This is a genomic window from Olivibacter sp. XZL3, assembly GCF_004368405.1.
Lineage (GTDB): Bacteria > Bacteroidota > Bacteroidia > Sphingobacteriales > Sphingobacteriaceae > Olivibacter.
On record NZ_SBJH01000042.1, the window covers coordinates 157,999 to 176,096 of the forward strand.

Here is an 18,098-nt window from a genome sequence, read left to right on the forward strand (position 1 = left end):
CGGTATATTTGGTCAACGCGGAAATAAATAATTAGTTCACTAAACTTTACATCATGGAAGAAAAAAGGAAATTAACCACCGCCTCGGGTATCCCGGTGACGAACAATGAGGACTCGATGACCGTCGGTCCCCGGGGCCCTATTTTATTGCAGGATTTCCACTTGCACGAGAAAATGGCACACTTTAACCGAGAGAGAATCCCGGAGCGCGTAGTACACGCGAAGGGCTCGGGAGCATACGGCACTTTTACCGTAACGCAAGACATCACACATTATACACGCGCCAAGATCTTCAGTGAAATAGGTAAAAAGACCCGGTTATTTTTACGCTTTTCAACTGTAGGTGGTGAAAAAGGATCAGCAGATACAGAAAGAGATCCAAGAGGTTTCGCGGTAAAATTTTACACCGAAGATGGCAACTGGGACCTTGTTGGCAATAACACCCCGGTATTTTTTGTAAAAGACCCGAAAAAGTTCGGGGACTTCATTCACACGCAAAAACGCGATCCGCAAACGAATATGAAAAGCGCAACAATGATGTGGGACTTCTGGTCGTTAAACCCTGAAAGTCTACATCAAGTGCTTATATTAATGTCCGACCGGGGCACCCCCGTGGGGTATCGGCACATGCACGGGTTTAGTAGCCATACTTTTTCCTTTATTAACAAAAACAATGAGCGCGTCTGGACAAAGTTCCATATAAAAACAGAACAGGGAATTAAAAATTTCACCAACGAGGAAGCGATCCGCATGAAAGGCGAAGATCCTGACTTTGCACAGCGTGACTTATTTGAAGCAATTGAACGCAGCGACTTTCCACGCTGGAAGATGTTTGTGCAAATTATGACGGAGGAGCAGGCGAAAACTTTCCGTTGGAATCCTTTTGATCTTACTAAAACCTGGCCACAAGGGGAATACCCGTTACAGGAGGTAGGTATATTAGAGCTGAATGAAAATCCATCTAATTATTTTGCGGAGGTAGAGCAGGCAGCTTTCGCTCCCGCACATGTCGTAGACGGTATCAGCTACTCGCCCGATAAAATGCTACAGGGACGGATTTTATCGTATCCGGATGCCCATCGTTACCGCTTAGGCGTTAATTACGAGCAAATTCCGGTAAACCGTTGCCCTTTTATGGTAGCCAATTATCAACGCGATGGTTTTATGCGCGTGGACGGCAATGGAGGAGCTGCCCCCAATTATTCCCCTAATAGTTTCGACGAGATTTATGAGGATGAAAGCTATAAACAGCCGGCATGGAATCTAGAAAGCGACATTGCTGATTGGTATAACCGCAACGCTCCCGGCGAGGACGATCATTATACGCAGCCGGGCGATCTTTTCCGATTAATGACGCCCGAAGCTCAAAAGAATACCGTCCACAATATCGTTAGTGCCATGAGCGGCATCAGTGGCCCTAAAAGGGACCTGATCATTAACCGACAGCTATGCCACTGGTTCCGAGCGGATATGCAACTGGGCATGTCTATTGCACAAGGACTAGGCCTTAGCATGGAGTCCTTAAGTCAACATATACCACAAGCTCAATAAACAAACCAACCGATCAGGGGAGAGCAGGTGCTCTCGCCTGATAACGTAAACCTATATTCCAGGTACCATAAGGTTTTTTAAACACGTTTATAGGGTTCATCTAAATGCAATGGTGACAGGCAGCTGGTAACTGACAACTCGCAACTTATTTTTATCTTTGTATATGCTTAATGATAAAGAGATAAATTCCTTAATACATTTACTTGACGACCCAGACGAAGAAGTCTTTCGGCACGTTGAAGAAAAGCTGCTGACATTGGGGACAGACGTTATTGCGCCTTTGGAAGCTGCTTGGGAAAAATCTTTTGATTCTTTCCTGCAATCGAGGATAGAGAATTTGATTCATAAAATCCAGTTTGAGCAGGTTTTTAACGAATTGGAGCTATGGTATCTGGGAGGAGGATTTGATTTGTTACAGGGTTTAATTATCGTTAATAAATATCAATACCCGGATCTGGAAGAACAAAACATTATCAATCAGGTAGAAGAGATAAAACGAGATGCCTGGTTAGAGATGATGTATAATATGAGTGCTGTTGAAAAGGTGCGCTTGCTTAACAATGTGTTTTACAACCTGCACGGCTTTAAGGGCAACACCAAAAACTATCACGATCCGCAGAATTCTTACATCGGAAAAGTCCTAGAAACGCGAAAAGGAAATCCTATTTTATTGGCTACCTTATACAGTATTGTGGCGCAGCGGTTGGACATTCCTGTTTATGGTGTCAATTTACCGCGTCACTTTATTTTGGCCTACGTAGATGAGCAAACGAAGTCGGAAAAAGGGGACGTTCTCTTTTACATCAATGCTTTTAATAGAGGCCAAATATTTGGTAAGCACGATGTGCTGTCATTTTTAAAGCAACTCAACCTTCCTGCCGATGAGCAGTTTTTTCTGCCCTGTGACAACTTAGCGATCGTGAGTCGTGTCTTACGCAATCTTTCGGCTTCTTATAACCAAGCGGGTAGCTTGGAGAAAGCGGCGGAAATACAACGTTTGCTAAGTGTTTTCGGTTGAAACTGCTCTTTCCTCAAACACTCAATCAGACAATTGTGAAATCCATTTCAAGTTGCCCTTTCTTTACATTATATCTACGTGTTTGTTGCCCCTATCCGTTACCAATGTCTTGTTCCGGTTTCTTTATAGTGCATCTAATACGGATCATAGCATACAGATATTACTGGAATGGAGAAGCGACAAATTGGAGAGAAGCCTGTCTACATGTTCATTCTAAACAACGCAAAAGAGGACTCTAGTAGGGTTTCGCTTGACGTGGCTCGACATGCATTTAATCCTCATAATCTCTTGAAACTTTAATTAATAAAGATAAGCAGCACGGACGAGTATAAGGCGTAAAATGATTGCCAAAAACGACATTAATAGACTGTTCTACGAGGATTACATGTATTAGCAATCAATTAGGATATCTCTAGATAGCGGCTTGTAGATAACTTAGGCTATGGCATTTTATTGTTCCTCTATTGAAAAAAGGGGCGAGCTCTAGGCTAAACAGAATAGATAAACAGCCACCAGAGATTTCATTTTATTTGTTATCTGTTTTTTTAAAGAGGGAAAAAATTGGTGCTTTAAAAGCTAATTAATTATGGGCTTAAGAAATGAAAGGGATCGTAGAATTACGCCCCTTTCTTTAGATTAATTTAAAAATCCCATGTTAGGACTCAAATCGTCAAGGCCGCTGTTAGTGGAAAACCTAAGGCGATGTACCTGATTATCCGCGTCTGGTCTTGGGTAGCATAGTCTTAATTCAGACGTATTATGTAATACAAAAACGCCGTTTTTTGCGTTCTTGCCTTTCGGTGTTGCAGGGTCGACATATGATTTTGAAGACCAGATTTTCTTTCTTTCCGTAGAGGTTATCTCGTATATTGCTAAATCACCATCTAGTTGAAAATAGCATTCGTATTTAGAGCCTAAAGCCCCTTTGGTTAAAGATGACCACGAACCCACAATATTACTTTCATCTTGAGTAGGATCAAATTGCCAATTAGACGGTACTCCAGTAACAATAAGACAGCCATTGTTTGTTAACCTAAGTCCCAGTTTCCCATCTTTAGATTTTATCCACTGGCCGTCATTTCTCAAGATAGGTTGGCTTGAGGTATGAATAAAGACTGCGTCATTAAAGAATGACATTGGTCTCGTGTTTAGGATTTTTGGTATCCATGCGGCTGGTGTACCAAAAGGATCCTCAGGAGATGGTTCGGTTAGGAACGTTGTCGTTGCTAATATATCACCGCTCCAGTTTGATGAGGATGGAATCCAGTATTTATAGCTTAAGTAAATGGTGCCGTCGTAGCTTTTTGCAGGTATGTTAAAGTTGATATTTTTTTGAGTTGTAAAACTGCCTCCAAATTCAGCATCTTCAAGAAAGATTTCCTGTGAGATTATCTTGTCCTCTTGGCCAAACCGTTTCAGAATTACCTTAAAGGCTATACGTGTATAAGAAAAACCGCTACTTACTGGCGATCTATTGACATTTACACTCATCGTGCTCTGAGTTTCACTATTGTCAGATATTGGAACATATCCGTCTTGATAAATCGGTGTGAAGCTAATTCCTGTGATAACCGGAGGTGCCCAATTTTGGGAGTACGAATGGGAAGGAAGCAAGAGAAATGCTGAAAAGAATATGTAGGTGAAAAGGTTAATTGTTTTCATTGTAAATGTTTTCTTCATAGTTAGCCTTATATTCATTTGCGTTATTGTACTGATCTTGTATCTCTTTGATGGAGACTTTGTACCACCCTTTTAATACTAATGAGTCTTTTGTCGCATTGTATGTGATTTCATTTTTTGGGGTATTTGTTGTGATGTGTAAGTAGTTAATTAGTTTTTCTCCTGATTCAAGCTGTTTTGATTCTGCTTGGGGTGATTGTTGTTTACTACACCCCATGACAATGAGGAGCGAAGCCCCAATTAAAACTGATTTCTTCATGTGATTAATTTTTAATAATATAATTGTTCAAATCTATTCTTTTTACTAAAAGAATTAGTGTATTTTACACGAACAGTGCTTTTCACTACACATAAAGGTTGTTTCTTCACTGACATACGGAAAAGATAGAGGTTGTTATTGGTAAAAATATGCTGAGCGGATTATGTGTGTGAGATTATATTGATTCATACCGTATATTTGGTTCGTACGTAAGTAAGAATCCAAATTTTCGATTTTCCGCCCAGTAATACCTTGCCGTTAAGCTAATAGCTTCATTCCAATCGCTGACTCCTTTTCCATTGCGGGCTGCACACGTAACCGGCAAACAAGTCCCGAGTCAACGGGGCGATGGTATTATTGCAAAAGAAGTAGGAGATCGGCTACGTCCGTCGGATAAAAGTAGTTCGCTAGTGGGGGGATTGGTGTTTCGAAGTTGAATTATTCGTTACTGCTATAATTACTGTTCTGCCCAAAGCAGCCATGGAGCCGTCTGCTATTTCTCGACGTATTTTTACGATGTGCCGTGTAAACTCGAATCGACGAAAAAGGCATTTATCTCGTGTTAATATATGCAAAAAATACATCAACAGTCTTGAGTCCTGTTTACTCAATTTCTGAAATAATTTTAATCAACTGATAATAGGAGGTTAGGTAAAAGATAATACAATCGTTGCTACTTGAAGACAATAAAAATTGCTTGTAAAATCCTAGAGTGAGCTGCAGGGACATTCACTAAATATCGTGAATTACGTAAGAGAGTTTTCGTTACAATGGTTCATAATTCTATAAAATAAAAGAGCCCTTAACTTCTATGGCACATTGCTGGTATAACAAACTAGACGTCTCGTGTATATCGAAGGTTGAAATTTGAGTTACTCATTTGGCCCTCGAGAATCGAGATACATGAATTCGGGTGTTAAAGAAAATGTTCCGCTTGCTTCCGGCTCGGCGTTTCCGTTGGCATCCAGAGGAAATCTTGAAAGTCGTTTCGCTCGATCTATAACATAGATATAGTGGTTCCGATTTGGCAAATCAGTAATCGCTACGTCTATTGGGTCCACCAAAGCGGTTCTTGATCCCGTGATGGTTCTTGTAGGCGTGATAGTTCCGCCAGTCATTATTGCCTGCTTTGCATTTTCGATAACATAGATTTTTCCATCGGTACTACTATTACTAGGATTATCTGTGAGTTTTGCTAGCCCTAGGTCGGAAAGGACAAGGATATCAAGGCGTGAAGAGTACGAAATACCTCTCAAATCATTCGCCGTCTCGATGCTGATAGTATAATTTGGTTTAGCGCTATTAACGAAGGTGTCTTGCACGGAAGCGAAATCTTTTAATGCAAATCCCCATATTTGTTTTGTGTTCCCTTGCATCGAAAGTAATAATAAAGAATCGCTGGTGTTAAGCGTCATTCCCGTTGCGATACCCCATGGTGCATTTGCAAGGCCAAGTCTTTTCCTTGGGTTTTGTTGTCCTACCAGCCTAGCAGGATTATAATAAATGTTTAGCGATGAGCTGTCAGGGCGGTCATTTGTAATAAATAGTTGGTCGGACTTGTTGTCATAGCGAATAGATCGAGGACTATATAGATAAAATACATCTTTAAAGCTACGCGTGGAGGTGCTTATGTTACCCACGTCACTCACGGAAAAATAGCGGATAGTGGTGTCATTTCTACTCACTTGGAAGCCTAGTTGCAAATCCGGACTATAAAATATGCCCATTCCTTGTTGGGGGTTTGTGTTTGCCCCTGTCGGTGTCGGAATATAACCAGCGCTGTCAGCTGGGTCAACTACGACGGCATTTTGATAGACCTGGGTGTCAGAATTCGCGATATCCGAAAAGGATATATATAACCTCGAGATAGGTGTTGCGGGATATACCGGCTCGTCGTCCGCCCGTTTACAAGAAGTCCACAGGCAGAGAATAATCAGGTTCAGCGCGAATAATATACGGTTCATTTGCATCGAGTACATTTTTATTTCGGGAAACAGAACACATCGTAAATCCCTATATTTACTATATAACGGCAACAAGGCAGAAAATTGCACAGGTGCAACAAAAATAGTATAGCAAACTTAGATAAACTTTCTTTCATAAAAAAGTTTATCAATCTATTCTCAAAACAACTGCATTTTATAGTGCTTCTATTAAAAAGAAGGTTTTTATTATTCAGCTTTTTTTTTGATAAAAAGCTGACCAAAACCGAAGAGCGTATAATTAAAAAAAGTTCCTTTTTTAGTACAATTCTGGTTCCCGATTTATTATGACAACAATCATCGGTATACAGCAATGCCCATGGCCGGATGAGCATATATTTCTCACTCTGATGAAAAGCTTTATCTTTGCTGCAATATGGCAAACTACCGCTTTTTCCTTGACTATTTAGCACATAGGCTTTCCGCTAAAACGCGTCATGGTGTGCATTCGCCTTTTGTGTATCAGCTCGTTGATGAGGTAATTTACGATTTTTCACCTAAACCGTACGAAGAAGAAATCGAAAGGAAGCGGCAAGCGCTACAGAAGGATATGCGGATTATCAAAGTAACCGACTATGGTGCCGGTTCGATGATGAATAATGGAAAACAAAAGGCCGTAGGCACGATTGCAAAGAACGCCTTGAAGCCAAAACGGGTTGCACAGCTTATTGCTCGATTAGCCAATCGCTTTACTCCAGCAACCATCATAGAATTAGGCACCTGTTTAGGAATCACAACGGCCTATCTTGCCAAAGCGGCACCTAAGGCCTCAGTGATCACCGTCGAAGGGTGCCCTGAAACCTCAGCTGTTGCCAGGCAAACACTCGATGAGCTAGGTGCACCGCATATCACACTAAAAACAGGGAATTTTGACAACATTTTGCCCGAGCTCATCCAGCAGCAAGAAAAAATCGACTTTCTCTTTTTAGACGGGAATCACCGAAAAGAGGCCACGCTCAATTATTTTTATCTCTGCTTGCCGAAAGTACATGCACAGAGCCTGCTTATTTTCGATGATATTTATTGGAGTAAGGGCATGAAAGAGGCTTGGCAGGAAATCAAAAACCACCCCCAGGTGACCTTAACGATTGACTTATTTTTCATAGGCCTCGTCTTCTTTAAAAAAGGTCAGGAAAAAGAGCATTTTAAAATAAGGTATTAGTTATTGGCTATTTGTTATTGATTATTCGTTACCTATATGATTTAGGATAGGCGGTAGCCACAATCGTATACCTTTCTCGCCATCATCGCGGAGTGATGAGGGTGTTGCGCAGGAGAGTCGAGACCTCGCTACGTATATGGCAGCGCAGGAGCGCAACCTTGTGCCCAAAGTCACAGCTTATTGCAGATAGCGTATGGCTTATAGCCAAAGCTGGTCGTGCAATAGACAGCCCTAAAATGCTTCACCCAGCGATAAATAAAAGGCCGACTGCCTCGGTTCGCCGGGCCGTTTTTCTCCCATACCGTAATCAATTCGAATACTCGAGTTATGTTCCAAATCAAAGAAATAACGCAAGCCGCCGCCGAACGAGGGTTTGAAGGACGAAAAATCGATCTTCTTATTATAAACCGTGCCCGCCCCCATAAAAGCGGCGAATCCGATACGGGGATGAATCCGGTAGCGAAGCTCTGTTTGGGATGTCAGCAAAGTTTTATCACGATACCTTCCCGGATAATAGCCACGCATCACCTCATCGCTGCCCAATTGCGGAAACAGATAGAAGGGTACGTTTCCGAAATATTCGTCGTAAGTTGCATGCAAGCCTAAAGTCAGTTTTGGAGTTAACGAAAAAAAGGCCCGCAGGTCGAAATCCAACCGCCCTCCGTCAAAGTTATTTCCTCCCCAAAAGTCGGGTACGTAATGATAAACAGCCCGCGCGTAATAGCCCTTCGTCGTATAAATGTTTGTATTCCGGCTATCGTATAATTGAGAAATTCCCAAGGCCACATACTTTCCCCCTTCTTTCCCGTAAAGAGGCGTCCAATCGTAAATTCCCCCTGGGGCCTCATCCTTATATTCATAATTCTCATAAATCAAACCCAGTCCGACATAATAGTTTTTGAGCAGTTTTTTTTCTCCTTCCAACCGGAACCTGAACAAGCGCTGCACCAAAGAATCCTTGTCCGCTTTCCAGGTTTGATCGCCGATGCCATAAAAATTAAACGGAAAATCCCTATACCGCAATTCAGAGATGATGTGGTAGTCGTTACCTTTCGTCCATAGGTCGGATGTCAACTTTAAATTGGCCTGCTTCTTTGTGGTTAAAGAGCCCTGCAGCACAATGCTGGATGTACGTATGAGTGTATCGCTCTTGTCTATATAAAAATTATAAATGCCTGAAAGGCCGTATTCCAGCCCCGTTTCCGGCGCATATCCCAATAAGGGTAATACTACAAAACCGGCAGAGCGCGTAGAATCCTTTTCAGAGGAAATAAATTTCTGTACAAGTTTGCTCTGCATTAATTTGCCGTTCATTATTCTTTTATAGATCCCCTGGTTGCCTTCTTGTGCCACGGCCGACAAGGTGGTCAAACAAAGAATAGCTGTCCCTAGAAGGACCCTTTGCAAAAATATTCGCATAAAAATAGTCAGTGAATAGTCTAAATATTAATGTTACAGCGGTTTGGGTACGCAGGTAATATCCTCAATTTTTCGCAGGTTAACCGGCATTTGATAATATTGACTTTCGAGGTAAACTGAATCGTCCGTATGCTTAGCCAGTTTAAAGCGCGGCAGGAACTGTCCGATTCGATGGCAGCCCGACAATTTCTGTCGCCAATTGCTATGGGTGAATGTTGACTCAATTAGTAAGCTATCGTTCCGAACTAAATAAACCCCTCGGGCATATTCTTCCCATTGCCCATCACCATAACAGGAATCCACCACGGTTTTCGCTTTACTGAATGTTTTCAAGGTAATATAAACCGAGTCACATGTAAACTTAAATCGATACAAACTATAGGTCAGCAACTGATCCTGATGCGGTACCGTATCTTGCGTCCATACACCTTGCAAATAAGGCGTTCCCTCGCCCTGTATATTCGGATTAAATTTACAGGCCGAACAAAACAACAAGCACATACCAATCAAAAAATGGTATGTGCTTGAAAAGCATAAATAATGATTCCTAACCCTCATTATCGTATTAGAAACACTATTTCAACCCGCCAATCATATCTTCTGGGCGCACCCATTGATCAAACTGCTCATTGGTCAACAACTCAAGCTCCAAAGCAGCTTCTCTTAGGGACTTGTTCTCCTTATGCGCCTTCTTTGCAATTTTAGCTGCATTTTCATAGCCGATATGCGGATTTAGCGCGGTCACAAGCATCAGCGAATTTTCGACATGTTTTTTTATACCCTCGTAATTAGGCTCGATGCCGATAGCGCAATGATCATTAAAGGAAACACAAGCCTCGCCGATCAACCGCGCAGATTGCAAAAAGTTCGCCGCCATCAAGGGCTTAAACACATTCAATTCGTAATGTCCGTTGGCGCCACCAACCGTTATAGCCACATCATTGCCCATTACCTGAGCCGCCACCATTGTCAAAGCCTCGCACTGCGTTGGATTCACTTTTCCAGGCATGATAGAAGAGCCAGGTTCATTTTCCGGAATAAAAATCTCGCCGATACCCGAGCGCGGCCCGGAAGCCAGCATCCGTACATCATTGGCAATTTTCATCAATGAAACAGCTAACTGCTTTAATGCACCATGACTTTCTACGATCGCATCATGCGCCGCCAAGGCTTCAAATTTATTCTCAGCCGTACGGAACGGCAACTTGGTAAATTCTGCAATATATTTAGCGACATTTACGTCATATCCCTTCGGCGTGTTGATCCCTGTACCTACAGCGGTACCGCCCAAAGCTAGTTCAGACAGATGGGAAAGCGTATTCTTCAAGGCCTTCAATCCATAGTTTAGCTGCGCGACATAACCCGAGAATTCTTGTCCCAGCGTTAAAGGCGTAGCATCCATTAAATGGGTACGGCCGATTTTCACCACATCTTTAAACTTGTCCGACTTTTCTTTCAGCGTATCACGTAATTTTTCAACGCCCGGAATAGTGGTTTCCACCAACATTTGGTAAGCGGCGATATGCATCGCCGTTGGATAGGTATCATTGGAAGATTGCGACTTGTTAACATCATCATTCGGATGTACAAAGGTTTTTCCTTCTCCTAATTTATTACCTTGAATAACGTGCGCACGGTTAGCAATAACTTCATTCACGTTCATATTAGATTGCGTCCCGGAACCTGTTTGCCAAATGACCAACGGGAACTCGCCATCATGTTTTCCCTCTAGTATCTCATCACACACTTGGGCAATTAGATCCCTCTTTTCGGCCGGCAATACGCCCGCATCGGTGTTTGTAAAGGCAGCAGCCTTTTTCAAATAAGCAAAAGCACGAATAATCTCTTTAGGCATTGAACCTTCTGGACCAATTTTAAAATTCTCATGGGATCTTTCAGTTTGGGCTCCCCAATACTTATCGGCAGGCACTTGCACCTCGCCCATTGTATCGCGTTCTATTCTATATGACATGTTCTACTTTTTATGTATTAATATTTTTCAATCTCGTCAACGGCAGGCTCGGCCCCGCGCTGGTTTATTCCTACAAAGTTAAAAAACTTATACACTTGACCACATTTGCGTATTAATTGTTTTCATTTTTCCCAGCCCTTATTACACTGAGCATACACAGCGTGTAAAAATTCCATTAAATTAGCATTTAACACAATATTTTACCAATTTCGCCATTCCTATGTTAGTACATTTGACAAGAAAAACTGATTCCGTGTTGAGACGATTCTTACAACTCTCCTTCTTTTCGTTAATCGTGTTTATTGCTTGCAATTCTGCCGAAGAAAAAAGAGAGCAAAAAGCCAAAGAACAAGCAATAACCGATAGCATCCGACTTCTGTATAACCCGAAAGACGCCCATAAGGAGATCGACGCTTTTATGCAGAAACTTCACAAAAAATCGGGCTTCAATGGTAACGTATTGGTGGCAAAGAAAGGCAAAATTATCTACGAGAACACCCTCGGTTGGGCGGATTATTTACGAAAAGACAGCCTGAAAATCGAATCTCAATTTGAGTTAGCTTCTGTTTCCAAACCCTTAACGGCTACGGGCGTTTTACTGCTGGTACAGGAAGGAAAAATAAAGCTTGATCAGGAGGTCAAAGAATTTTTTCCCGACTTCCCTTACGACGGAATAACTATTCGCATGTTACTAACACACCGTTCAGGCCTGGTAAACTATGTCTATTTCACTGATAATTTATGGCCCGACAAGAAGAAGGGTATGACGAATACCGATGTCATGAAGATTCTTGCTGAACATAAACCCTCTCCCTATGCCAAACCGGATGCGAGGTTTCATTATAACAACTCGAACTTTATGATATTGGCAGCGATTATAGAGAAAGTGAGCGGGCAATCGTTTACGGTATTTATGCGAGAAAAGGTCTTCAAACCAGCCGGAATGAAGAACACGCATGTCTATTCGAAAGCCGATTATGAAAAGATACCGACAGACGTTGTTGGACATGACAAAGTCTGGAGAAGATCTGTAGTACAGAATTTTCACGATGGCCCGGTAGGCGACAAGGGAATTTACAGCACCGTGGAAGACCTATTCCTCTTTGACCGCGCCATGCGTGAGGAGCGGCTGATCAACCAAGCTTGGCAGGATTCTGCTTATACACCGCACAACGACAAATCGATAAAAGGCGTGTTCAATTATGGCTTCGGCTGGCGGACCTTTGAACAAGGAAAGGAACATGTTGTATACCACACCGGTTGGTGGCATGGATTTAAAAATTTGTATATTAGAGATCTAAAAAACGATGTTACCATTGTTTTGTTAAGTAATATGGCGAATGGAAGTCTGACGCATTTAGACGACCTGTACAAAATACTGGATATGCCGGTTATTCGACAAGGCGCCTATAATGGAAGTGGCGATTATGTTGGAGAATAGCTAATTAACGCGTGGCGCTCTATAGGAGCGTGATGAATGATAAGCAGAAGGCGAAAGCTGGAAGCAGACAGGGCTGGCTAACTTAATAGGAGTTATAAGTACAGCCAATAGTGAAGAACAAACAAAAATAACCAAATAGATATGTTTGATAAATTGTTCCAGGCCCAACAAAAGGCCGAAGAAATCAAAAAGCGTCTCGATACAATCAGCGTATCGGGCGAAGTAGAAGGTGGAGCTATTAAAGTAACCGCCACCGCTAATAAAGAGATTAAATCGATTAATATCGACCCAGCCTTCCACGCAGAAGCAAACATAGAGGAACTGGAAGAGCTGTTAGCCGTAGCCATAAATAAAGCCCTTCAACAGGCTGAGAACGTGAGTCAAACGGAAATGCAGGCGGCCACAAAAGATATGTTAGGAGGCTTCGGCGGTATGTTCGGTCAATAGTTTTGGGTTATAAGCGGTAAGGTAAAAGAGGACACACCTTGCCTGCCGGTAAACTGGTGTCCTGATACCTAAAAGAAAAAGGCATAAGGTATAAGGCTTAAACTATGAGGTGATCAATAGAAGGCAATTCATCCTGATACCTGATACTTATGTCCTCATACCTAAAAACGCAACTATTATAAGAAACAGCTTTTTACTTTTGAATTTTCACTTTTTACTTGGCATATGAAAGCAACATTTTACGGACATGCTACCATAGCATTGGAACTCGAGGGCGCAAATGTATTGTTCGATCCCTTTATTACGCCTAACGAACAAGCAAAGCACATTGACATCAATAGTCTGAAGCCCGATTACATTATACTCAGTCATGCCCACGAAGATCACGTAGCCGATGTGGCAACCATTCAAAAAAATTCGGACGCTGCGGTCATCGCCATCGTTGAAACGGCTGCTTGGGTCGGAAGGCAAGGGGTTAGTCAAGACAAGATTCTTGCGATAAATTTTGGCGGAACCATTAAAACGTCCTTCGGATCAGCAAAAATGGTCTATGCACTGCATACAAATGCTACACCCGATCAGCAATATGGCGGCGTAGCCGCGGGCTATGTAATAAAAAGTGGCGACAAGAAGATCTATTTTGCGGGCGACACCGCCCTAACGCTGGAAATGAAACTTTTGGCCGACGAACAATTAGATTGGGCTTTCCTACCGATAGGCGACCATTTTACGATGGGAGTAGACGATGCCATTAAGGCTGCCGGTTTCATAAATTGCAAAAACATTATCGGTATACACTATAATACCTTCCCTCCCATTAAAATAGACGAGGAAGAAGCCAAACAGAAATTTAGTGCGGCGGGCCTGAATCTCCACTTACTGTCGATAGGAGATTCTATTGAGCTGTAAGAACGTTAGCTAGCTTCACTGTAGACATTCTTTGTGAACAAGGGAACGGCTTCGCCCCCTTATCGCAAAGAATGTGCCCACTTACCTATTCAGGAAAACCGTCTGCTCCTACGCCTATATTCCGTTTTCCCGCGCTATTTGCAAGTTATAAAAACGGAGTTGTCCGTTTTCTTCATCCACCGTTACATCCACGGTGATAGTGAGCACATCGTCTATATAATCAGTGCCGGCATAAGAAGGGATCCAATAAGCAATATTTTGTAGCGCGTTTGCGATAATTTTGTCGCCATCCTTTTCAGATAGACCTTCAACGATTTCTAAGTCCCGCAAGCTTCCCATTTTATTAACGCTTACCGTTATTTTAAGTTTTGAGGGCTCCGATAGCAAGCCGCGGGAATCATAAATAGCAAACGCAGACTCCAGTTTTTTCATCACGTACATGGAGAAATCCTGATTTTCGTCGATGGTACAATTCTTACTCACCATTTCCTCCGCTTGAAGGAAATACAATGATGGCCCGATTTGTATACGGGAGGAATTCTTGTAAGGAATACTGGTAATCTCATCATATCCTCCCTTGAACAGCCCTTCCTCAAAACGCTCGTAGCCAGCATAGTCGCGTTCGTTTTTTGGATAAACCAGAAAGATATTCCAATTGCCGTCCGGCTTTCCCGATTTAATATTTCCTTGGTAGTTTTGAAAGGTATAACCATATTCATTGTATCCTTCGGCTCTGACCGAAAATTCATATTTTCCGTTCCCCTCGATAACCCGTTGCCGCCTTCTGGTATCCCAGTAGTTTTGAACAAAGGCTCCTTCTTCATTATAGAGAATCTCTAGCATGGGCAAACCATCCGGATAGTTATAACGGGAAATCCCTTCCGCCTTCCCATTTTTAAAGGTGGTTATCCACTTGACTTGTCCGTTAGCGAAATAGGCTGTAAAAATGCCCTCTTTTTTCCCTTGTGCATAATTCCCTGTCAATATTACTTTACCATCATTGTTGTAATCAGTAAAAGGGCCATCAAAGCTCTTGATCGATAAATCGTATTTACCGACCCGTTCAATCGATTTGAATTGGCAGAACTTATCCACGAGAAAATAATGCTCGTCAAAATAGAACTGCGTCGTCCCATCCGTCAACTTTTCAAAATAAATCGGCTTAACTTCTGCGCTATCGGTTTGTGCCCAGAGCTTTGAGCCGACGAACAAGCTGACGACCAAGAGCAATCCGATTCTATAAAAAGCCTGTATGTTTTCGATTTTCATTCGAGTGATTTATTATATACCCCCACCTATTACAACTAATGTGCTTCGAGCCAATTCTGCCCTTCACCAATTTCCACTACAATGGGCACTTCTGTCTGTATAGCCCCCTTCATGCGCTCTTCTATAATTTCCTTAAACGCATGTACCTCGTCCCTTGGCACATCGAACACCAATTCGTCATGCACTTGCATGGTCATCTTGCCTTGGAGATTGGCTTTTTTGATATCCTGATGGATATGAATCATCGCAATCTTAATTAAGTCGGCCGCAGAGCCTTGAATAGGTGCATTAATTGCATTTCGTTCTGCAAACCCTCTTACAGTCGCATTGGCAGAATTGATATCCCTTAGGTAACGTCGGCGCTTCAAGAGTGTTTCTACATAGCCATGTTCTTTTGCGAACGCAATGGTATTGCTCATGTAATTCCGTATACCGGGATACTGAAGAAAATACTGCTCAATCATCTCGGCTGCCTCCCGACGGGGAATCCCTAAACTTTGCGACAAGCCAAAGGCCGATTGACCATATATTATACCAAAATTGACGGCTTTTGCATTGCGCCGTTGACTGGCCGTCACTTCCGCCAAAGAAACACCATACACTTTAGCTGCAGTAGCGGTATGAATGTCCAACCCTTTTGCAAAAGCATCCAGCATGTTTGCATCTTTACTGATTTCCGCGATCAACCGAAGTTCGATCTGCGAATAATCGGCCGATAAGATTACGTGCTCAGCATCACGAGCAATAAATGCCCTTCGAACTTCCCGCCCCCGCTCGGTTCTGATAGGAATGTTCTGCAAATTGGGATTGTTGGAACTCAACCTTCCCGTGGCGGCCACTGCTTGATTATAGGAAGTATGTACGCGTCCCGTTTTCGAATTGATCAATTGAGGCAGTGCATCTACATACGTGGATCGCAGTTTCTGCAATTGTCTATATTCCAATATATCCTGCACAATATCACTTTTGCTGGCCAGTGCTATAAGAACGTCTTCACCTGTTTGATATTGCCCCGTCTTCGTCTTTTTCGCTTTTGGATCCAACTGCAATTTATCAAACAACACCTCGCCAAGTTGCTTTGGCGAAGCAATGTTAAAAGGTACGCCTGCCTTTTCATAGATTCGGGCTTCCAATACTTGGACTTCATTTTGAATGGCCAACGAGAAGTCGGCAAGCGCCTTGACGTCAATGCGCACGCCCACTTTTTCCATCTCTACCAACACGGGCACCAAAGGAAACTCGACTTCGCGCGCCAGTTTATCCGCCTCAACTTTCACCAGCATCGGTTCAAACACCTCTTTCAACTGTAACGTAATATCAGCATCTTCCGCCGCATAATCACTTACAATTTTCGGGTCGACATCGCGCATATTTAATTGCCCTTTTCCTTTCGGTCCGATCAATGTGGTGATGGAAACCGGTGTATAACCCAAGTAGTTCTCCGCTAGCACATCCATCCCATGTCTCGTCTCCGGATCGATTAGATAATGAGCCAACATTGTATCAAAAAGCTCACCGGCTACTTTTACATCATACCAACTCAAAACCAAGATGTCGAATTTTAGGTTTTGTCCGATTTTACTTATAGCGGGATTTTCAAAAATAGGTTTGAAGCGCTGAATCAGTGCGCTCGCTTCCTGCGGATCTGCCGGCGCTGGTACGTACCAAGCTTTTCCCTTTTCTACGGAAAAACTAAGACCCACCAATTCGCAACAGTTGGCGTCCGTTCCGGTTGTTTCTGTATCAAAACAAATAGCCGACTGTTTTCCTAATACAGTAAGCAGTTCGTTTAATTTCGGCTCATCATCTACAAAAGTATAGCTGTGATCGGTACTGCCAATATGATTCCGAGACGGTGGCGGCTCGGTGGCTTCGGCAACAACCGTTTTCTCACTCGAACCAAAAAGATCCATCTGGCCGCCGTTGGAGGCCTTGTTATCGGCCACACTAAAATCGTCACCAAAGACCCTTTTACCTAAGGTTCTAAACTCTAGTTCCGCAAAAAGCGGCTCCAATAAATCTTTATCGGCCTCTCTAACCGTTAGGGTTTCCGCCTCAAATGCGATTGGCACGTCCAGGATGATCGTTGCCAATTTCTTTGAAATTAGCCCCTGTTCCGCATAGGTTTCCACATTCTCTTTCAGCTTGCCTTTTAACTGGCTCGTGTTTGCAATAATCTCTTCTATAGAACCGAATTCCTGAATTAATTTTTTTGCGGTCTTTTCTCCAACGCCCGGTATCCCGGGTATGTTATCCACTGCATCGCCCCATAAGCCTAAGATATCGATTACCTGCTCTACTCTTTCAACTTCCCACTTTTCTAATACCTCCTTTACTCCTAACACTTCATGCCCATTCCCCATGCGAGCAGGTTTGTAGATTTTTATGCGATCGCTTACCAGTTGTGCGAAATCTTTATCCGGCGTCATGCAAAAAACTTCGAAGCCCTCCTGTTCGGCCTTCTTAGCCAAGGTGCCGATGATATCGTCTGCCTCGAAGCCGTCCATCATGATTACCGGAATATTAAAGCCTTCAATCAAGCGGAAAATATAAGGTACCGCAGCAGCTAAATCTTCAGGCATCGCTTCCCTATGCGCTTTGTAGGCTTCAAATGAAGTATGGCGTTCTGTCGGCGCTTCTGTATCAAACACCACCGCCATGTGAGATGGTCTTTCTTTCTTAAGTACCTCCAACAGGGTGTTGGTAAAGCCCATAATAGCCGACGTATTCAGTCCGGTAGAAGTAAAACGCGGACTTTTACTTAAAGCAAAATGGGCCCGGTAAATCAGCGCCATACCATCTAACAAAAAAAGTTTCATTTGAATATATTTATTCGTTATCGTTCAATTTTGGAATTAAAACAGCGGTGTTATTAACAATTGTTTTTCTCCACCTCACCCAAACTAACAGCATGAAGTTGAGGCATCGCCAAGCAATGCTTTCGAAACCGCTGCAACCACCGGATACAAAGTTAAAAGAATAGCCCGATA

14 protein-coding genes are annotated in these 18,098 nt (G+C 42.7%); 6 read left to right on the forward strand and 8 right to left on the reverse strand.

Going from position 1 to position 18,098, the window contains the following annotated elements:
• Positions 1-53 precede the first annotated feature (53 nt).
• A complete protein-coding gene (locus EPX21_RS10065; RefSeq protein ID WP_134089569.1) occupies positions 54-1,550 on the forward strand; it encodes a catalase in 1,497 nt (498 codons plus the stop codon).
• A gap of 163 nt (positions 1,551-1,713) precedes the next feature.
• Positions 1,714-2,568 carry a transglutaminase-like domain-containing protein gene (locus EPX21_RS10070; RefSeq protein ID WP_134089570.1) on the forward strand — a complete coding sequence of 285 codons (855 nt, stop codon included), beginning with the start codon at positions 1,714-1,716 and terminating at the stop codon, positions 2,566-2,568.
• 636 nt (positions 2,569-3,204) lie between these two features.
• Here the strand turns inward: EPX21_RS10070 and EPX21_RS10075 are convergent.
• From EPX21_RS10075 to EPX21_RS10085, 3 genes are all read right to left on the reverse strand, one after another.
• Positions 3,205-4,248, reverse strand: a complete 1,044-nt coding sequence (locus EPX21_RS10075; protein ID WP_166670725.1) for a hypothetical protein — start codon at positions 4,246-4,248, stop codon at positions 3,205-3,207.
• Positions 4,217-4,507, reverse strand: a complete 291-nt coding sequence (locus EPX21_RS10080; protein ID WP_134089572.1) for a hypothetical protein — start codon at positions 4,505-4,507, stop codon at positions 4,217-4,219. Before EPX21_RS10080 ends, EPX21_RS10075 begins: the two co-directional genes overlap by 32 nt.
• Before the next feature lie 872 nt (positions 4,508-5,379).
• Positions 5,380-6,471 (reverse strand): hypothetical protein, encoded by a 1,092-nt coding sequence (locus tag EPX21_RS10085; protein WP_134089573.1) that lies wholly within the window; start codon positions 6,469-6,471, stop codon positions 5,380-5,382.
• 394 nt (positions 6,472-6,865) lie between these two features.
• Here EPX21_RS10085 and EPX21_RS10090 point away from each other — a divergent pair, with 394 nt between their 5' ends.
• Positions 6,866-7,651 (forward strand): O-methyltransferase, encoded by a 786-nt coding sequence (locus EPX21_RS10090; protein WP_134089574.1) that lies wholly within the window; start codon positions 6,866-6,868, stop codon positions 7,649-7,651.
• A 231-nt stretch (positions 7,652-7,882) separates the two neighbouring features.
• On the opposite strand, the gene EPX21_RS10095 is transcribed toward EPX21_RS10090, so the two are convergent.
• From EPX21_RS10095 to fumC, 3 genes are all read right to left on the reverse strand, one after another.
• Positions 7,883-8,965, reverse strand: coding sequence for a BamA/TamA family outer membrane protein (locus EPX21_RS10095; RefSeq protein WP_240768639.1), 1,083 nt, complete (start codon positions 8,963-8,965; stop codon positions 7,883-7,885).
• A 138-nt stretch (positions 8,966-9,103) separates the two neighbouring features.
• Positions 9,104-9,628, reverse strand: a complete 525-nt coding sequence (locus EPX21_RS10100; RefSeq protein ID WP_134089576.1) for a fumarate hydratase — start codon at positions 9,626-9,628, stop codon at positions 9,104-9,106.
• A 16-nt stretch (positions 9,629-9,644) separates the two neighbouring features.
• Positions 9,645-11,042, reverse strand: a complete 1,398-nt coding sequence (gene fumC / locus EPX21_RS10105) for a class II fumarate hydratase (RefSeq protein WP_134089577.1) — start codon at positions 11,040-11,042, stop codon at positions 9,645-9,647.
• A gap of 253 nt (positions 11,043-11,295) precedes the next feature.
• Between fumC and EPX21_RS10110 the strand changes: the two genes are divergently transcribed.
• The 3 genes from EPX21_RS10110 (at position 11,296) to EPX21_RS10120 (ending at position 13,839) form a co-directional block, all read left to right on the forward strand.
• Entirely contained in the window at positions 11,296-12,483 is a 1,188-nt protein-coding gene (locus EPX21_RS10110) for a serine hydrolase domain-containing protein (RefSeq protein ID WP_134089661.1), read from the forward strand.
• Positions 12,484-12,624: 141 nt separating this feature from the next.
• Positions 12,625-12,930 (forward strand): YbaB/EbfC family nucleoid-associated protein, encoded by a 306-nt coding sequence (locus tag EPX21_RS10115; RefSeq protein WP_134089578.1) that lies wholly within the window; start codon positions 12,625-12,627, stop codon positions 12,928-12,930.
• A gap of 225 nt (positions 12,931-13,155) precedes the next feature.
• Positions 13,156-13,839: a metal-dependent hydrolase gene (locus EPX21_RS10120; RefSeq protein ID WP_134089579.1), complete on the forward strand. Its 684-nt coding sequence runs from the start codon at positions 13,156-13,158 to the stop codon at positions 13,837-13,839.
• A gap of 114 nt (positions 13,840-13,953) precedes the next feature.
• Here EPX21_RS10120 and EPX21_RS10125 read toward each other — a convergent pair whose 3' ends face one another.
• Together EPX21_RS10125 and polA are read right to left on the reverse strand one after the other, a co-directional pair.
• Positions 13,954-15,108: a toxin-antitoxin system YwqK family antitoxin gene (locus EPX21_RS10125; protein WP_134089580.1), complete on the reverse strand. Its 1,155-nt coding sequence runs from the start codon at positions 15,106-15,108 to the stop codon at positions 13,954-13,956.
• 35 nt (positions 15,109-15,143) lie between these two features.
• Positions 15,144-17,927, reverse strand: coding sequence for a DNA polymerase I (gene polA / locus EPX21_RS10130; RefSeq protein ID WP_134089581.1), 2,784 nt, complete (start codon positions 17,925-17,927; stop codon positions 15,144-15,146).
• Between the last annotated feature and the right edge of the window lie 171 nt (positions 17,928-18,098).

Bases quoted from the DNA above. Each gene is read 5' to 3' on its own strand.
- EPX21_RS10065 (WP_134089569.1), top strand. From the start codon at position 54: ATGGAAGAAAAAAGGAAATTAACCACCGCCTCGGGTATCCCGGTGACG.
- EPX21_RS10070 (WP_134089570.1), top strand. From the start codon at position 1,714: ATGCTTAATGATAAAGAGATAAATTCCTTAATACATTTACTTGACGAC.
- EPX21_RS10075 (WP_166670725.1), bottom strand. From the start codon at position 4,248: ATGAAGAAAACATTTACAATGAAAACAATTAACCTTTTCACCTACATA.
- EPX21_RS10080 (WP_134089572.1), bottom strand. From the start codon at position 4,507: ATGAAGAAATCAGTTTTAATTGGGGCTTCGCTCCTCATTGTCATGGGG.
- EPX21_RS10085 (WP_134089573.1), bottom strand. From the start codon at position 6,471: ATGAACCGTATATTATTCGCGCTGAACCTGATTATTCTCTGCCTGTGG.
- EPX21_RS10090 (WP_134089574.1), top strand. From the start codon at position 6,866: ATGGCAAACTACCGCTTTTTCCTTGACTATTTAGCACATAGGCTTTCC.
- EPX21_RS10095 (WP_240768639.1), bottom strand. From the start codon at position 8,965: ATGAACGGCAAATTAATGCAGAGCAAACTTGTACAGAAATTTATTTCC.
- EPX21_RS10100 (WP_134089576.1), bottom strand. From the start codon at position 9,628: ATGAGGGTTAGGAATCATTATTTATGCTTTTCAAGCACATACCATTTT.
- fumC (WP_134089577.1), bottom strand. From the start codon at position 11,042: ATGTCATATAGAATAGAACGCGATACAATGGGCGAGGTGCAAGTGCCT.
- EPX21_RS10115 (WP_134089578.1), top strand. From the start codon at position 12,625: ATGTTTGATAAATTGTTCCAGGCCCAACAAAAGGCCGAAGAAATCAAA.
- EPX21_RS10120 (WP_134089579.1), top strand. From the start codon at position 13,156: ATGAAAGCAACATTTTACGGACATGCTACCATAGCATTGGAACTCGAG.
- EPX21_RS10125 (WP_134089580.1), bottom strand. From the start codon at position 15,108: ATGAAAATCGAAAACATACAGGCTTTTTATAGAATCGGATTGCTCTTG.
- polA (WP_134089581.1), bottom strand. From the start codon at position 17,927: ATGAAACTTTTTTTGTTAGATGGTATGGCGCTGATTTACCGGGCCCAT.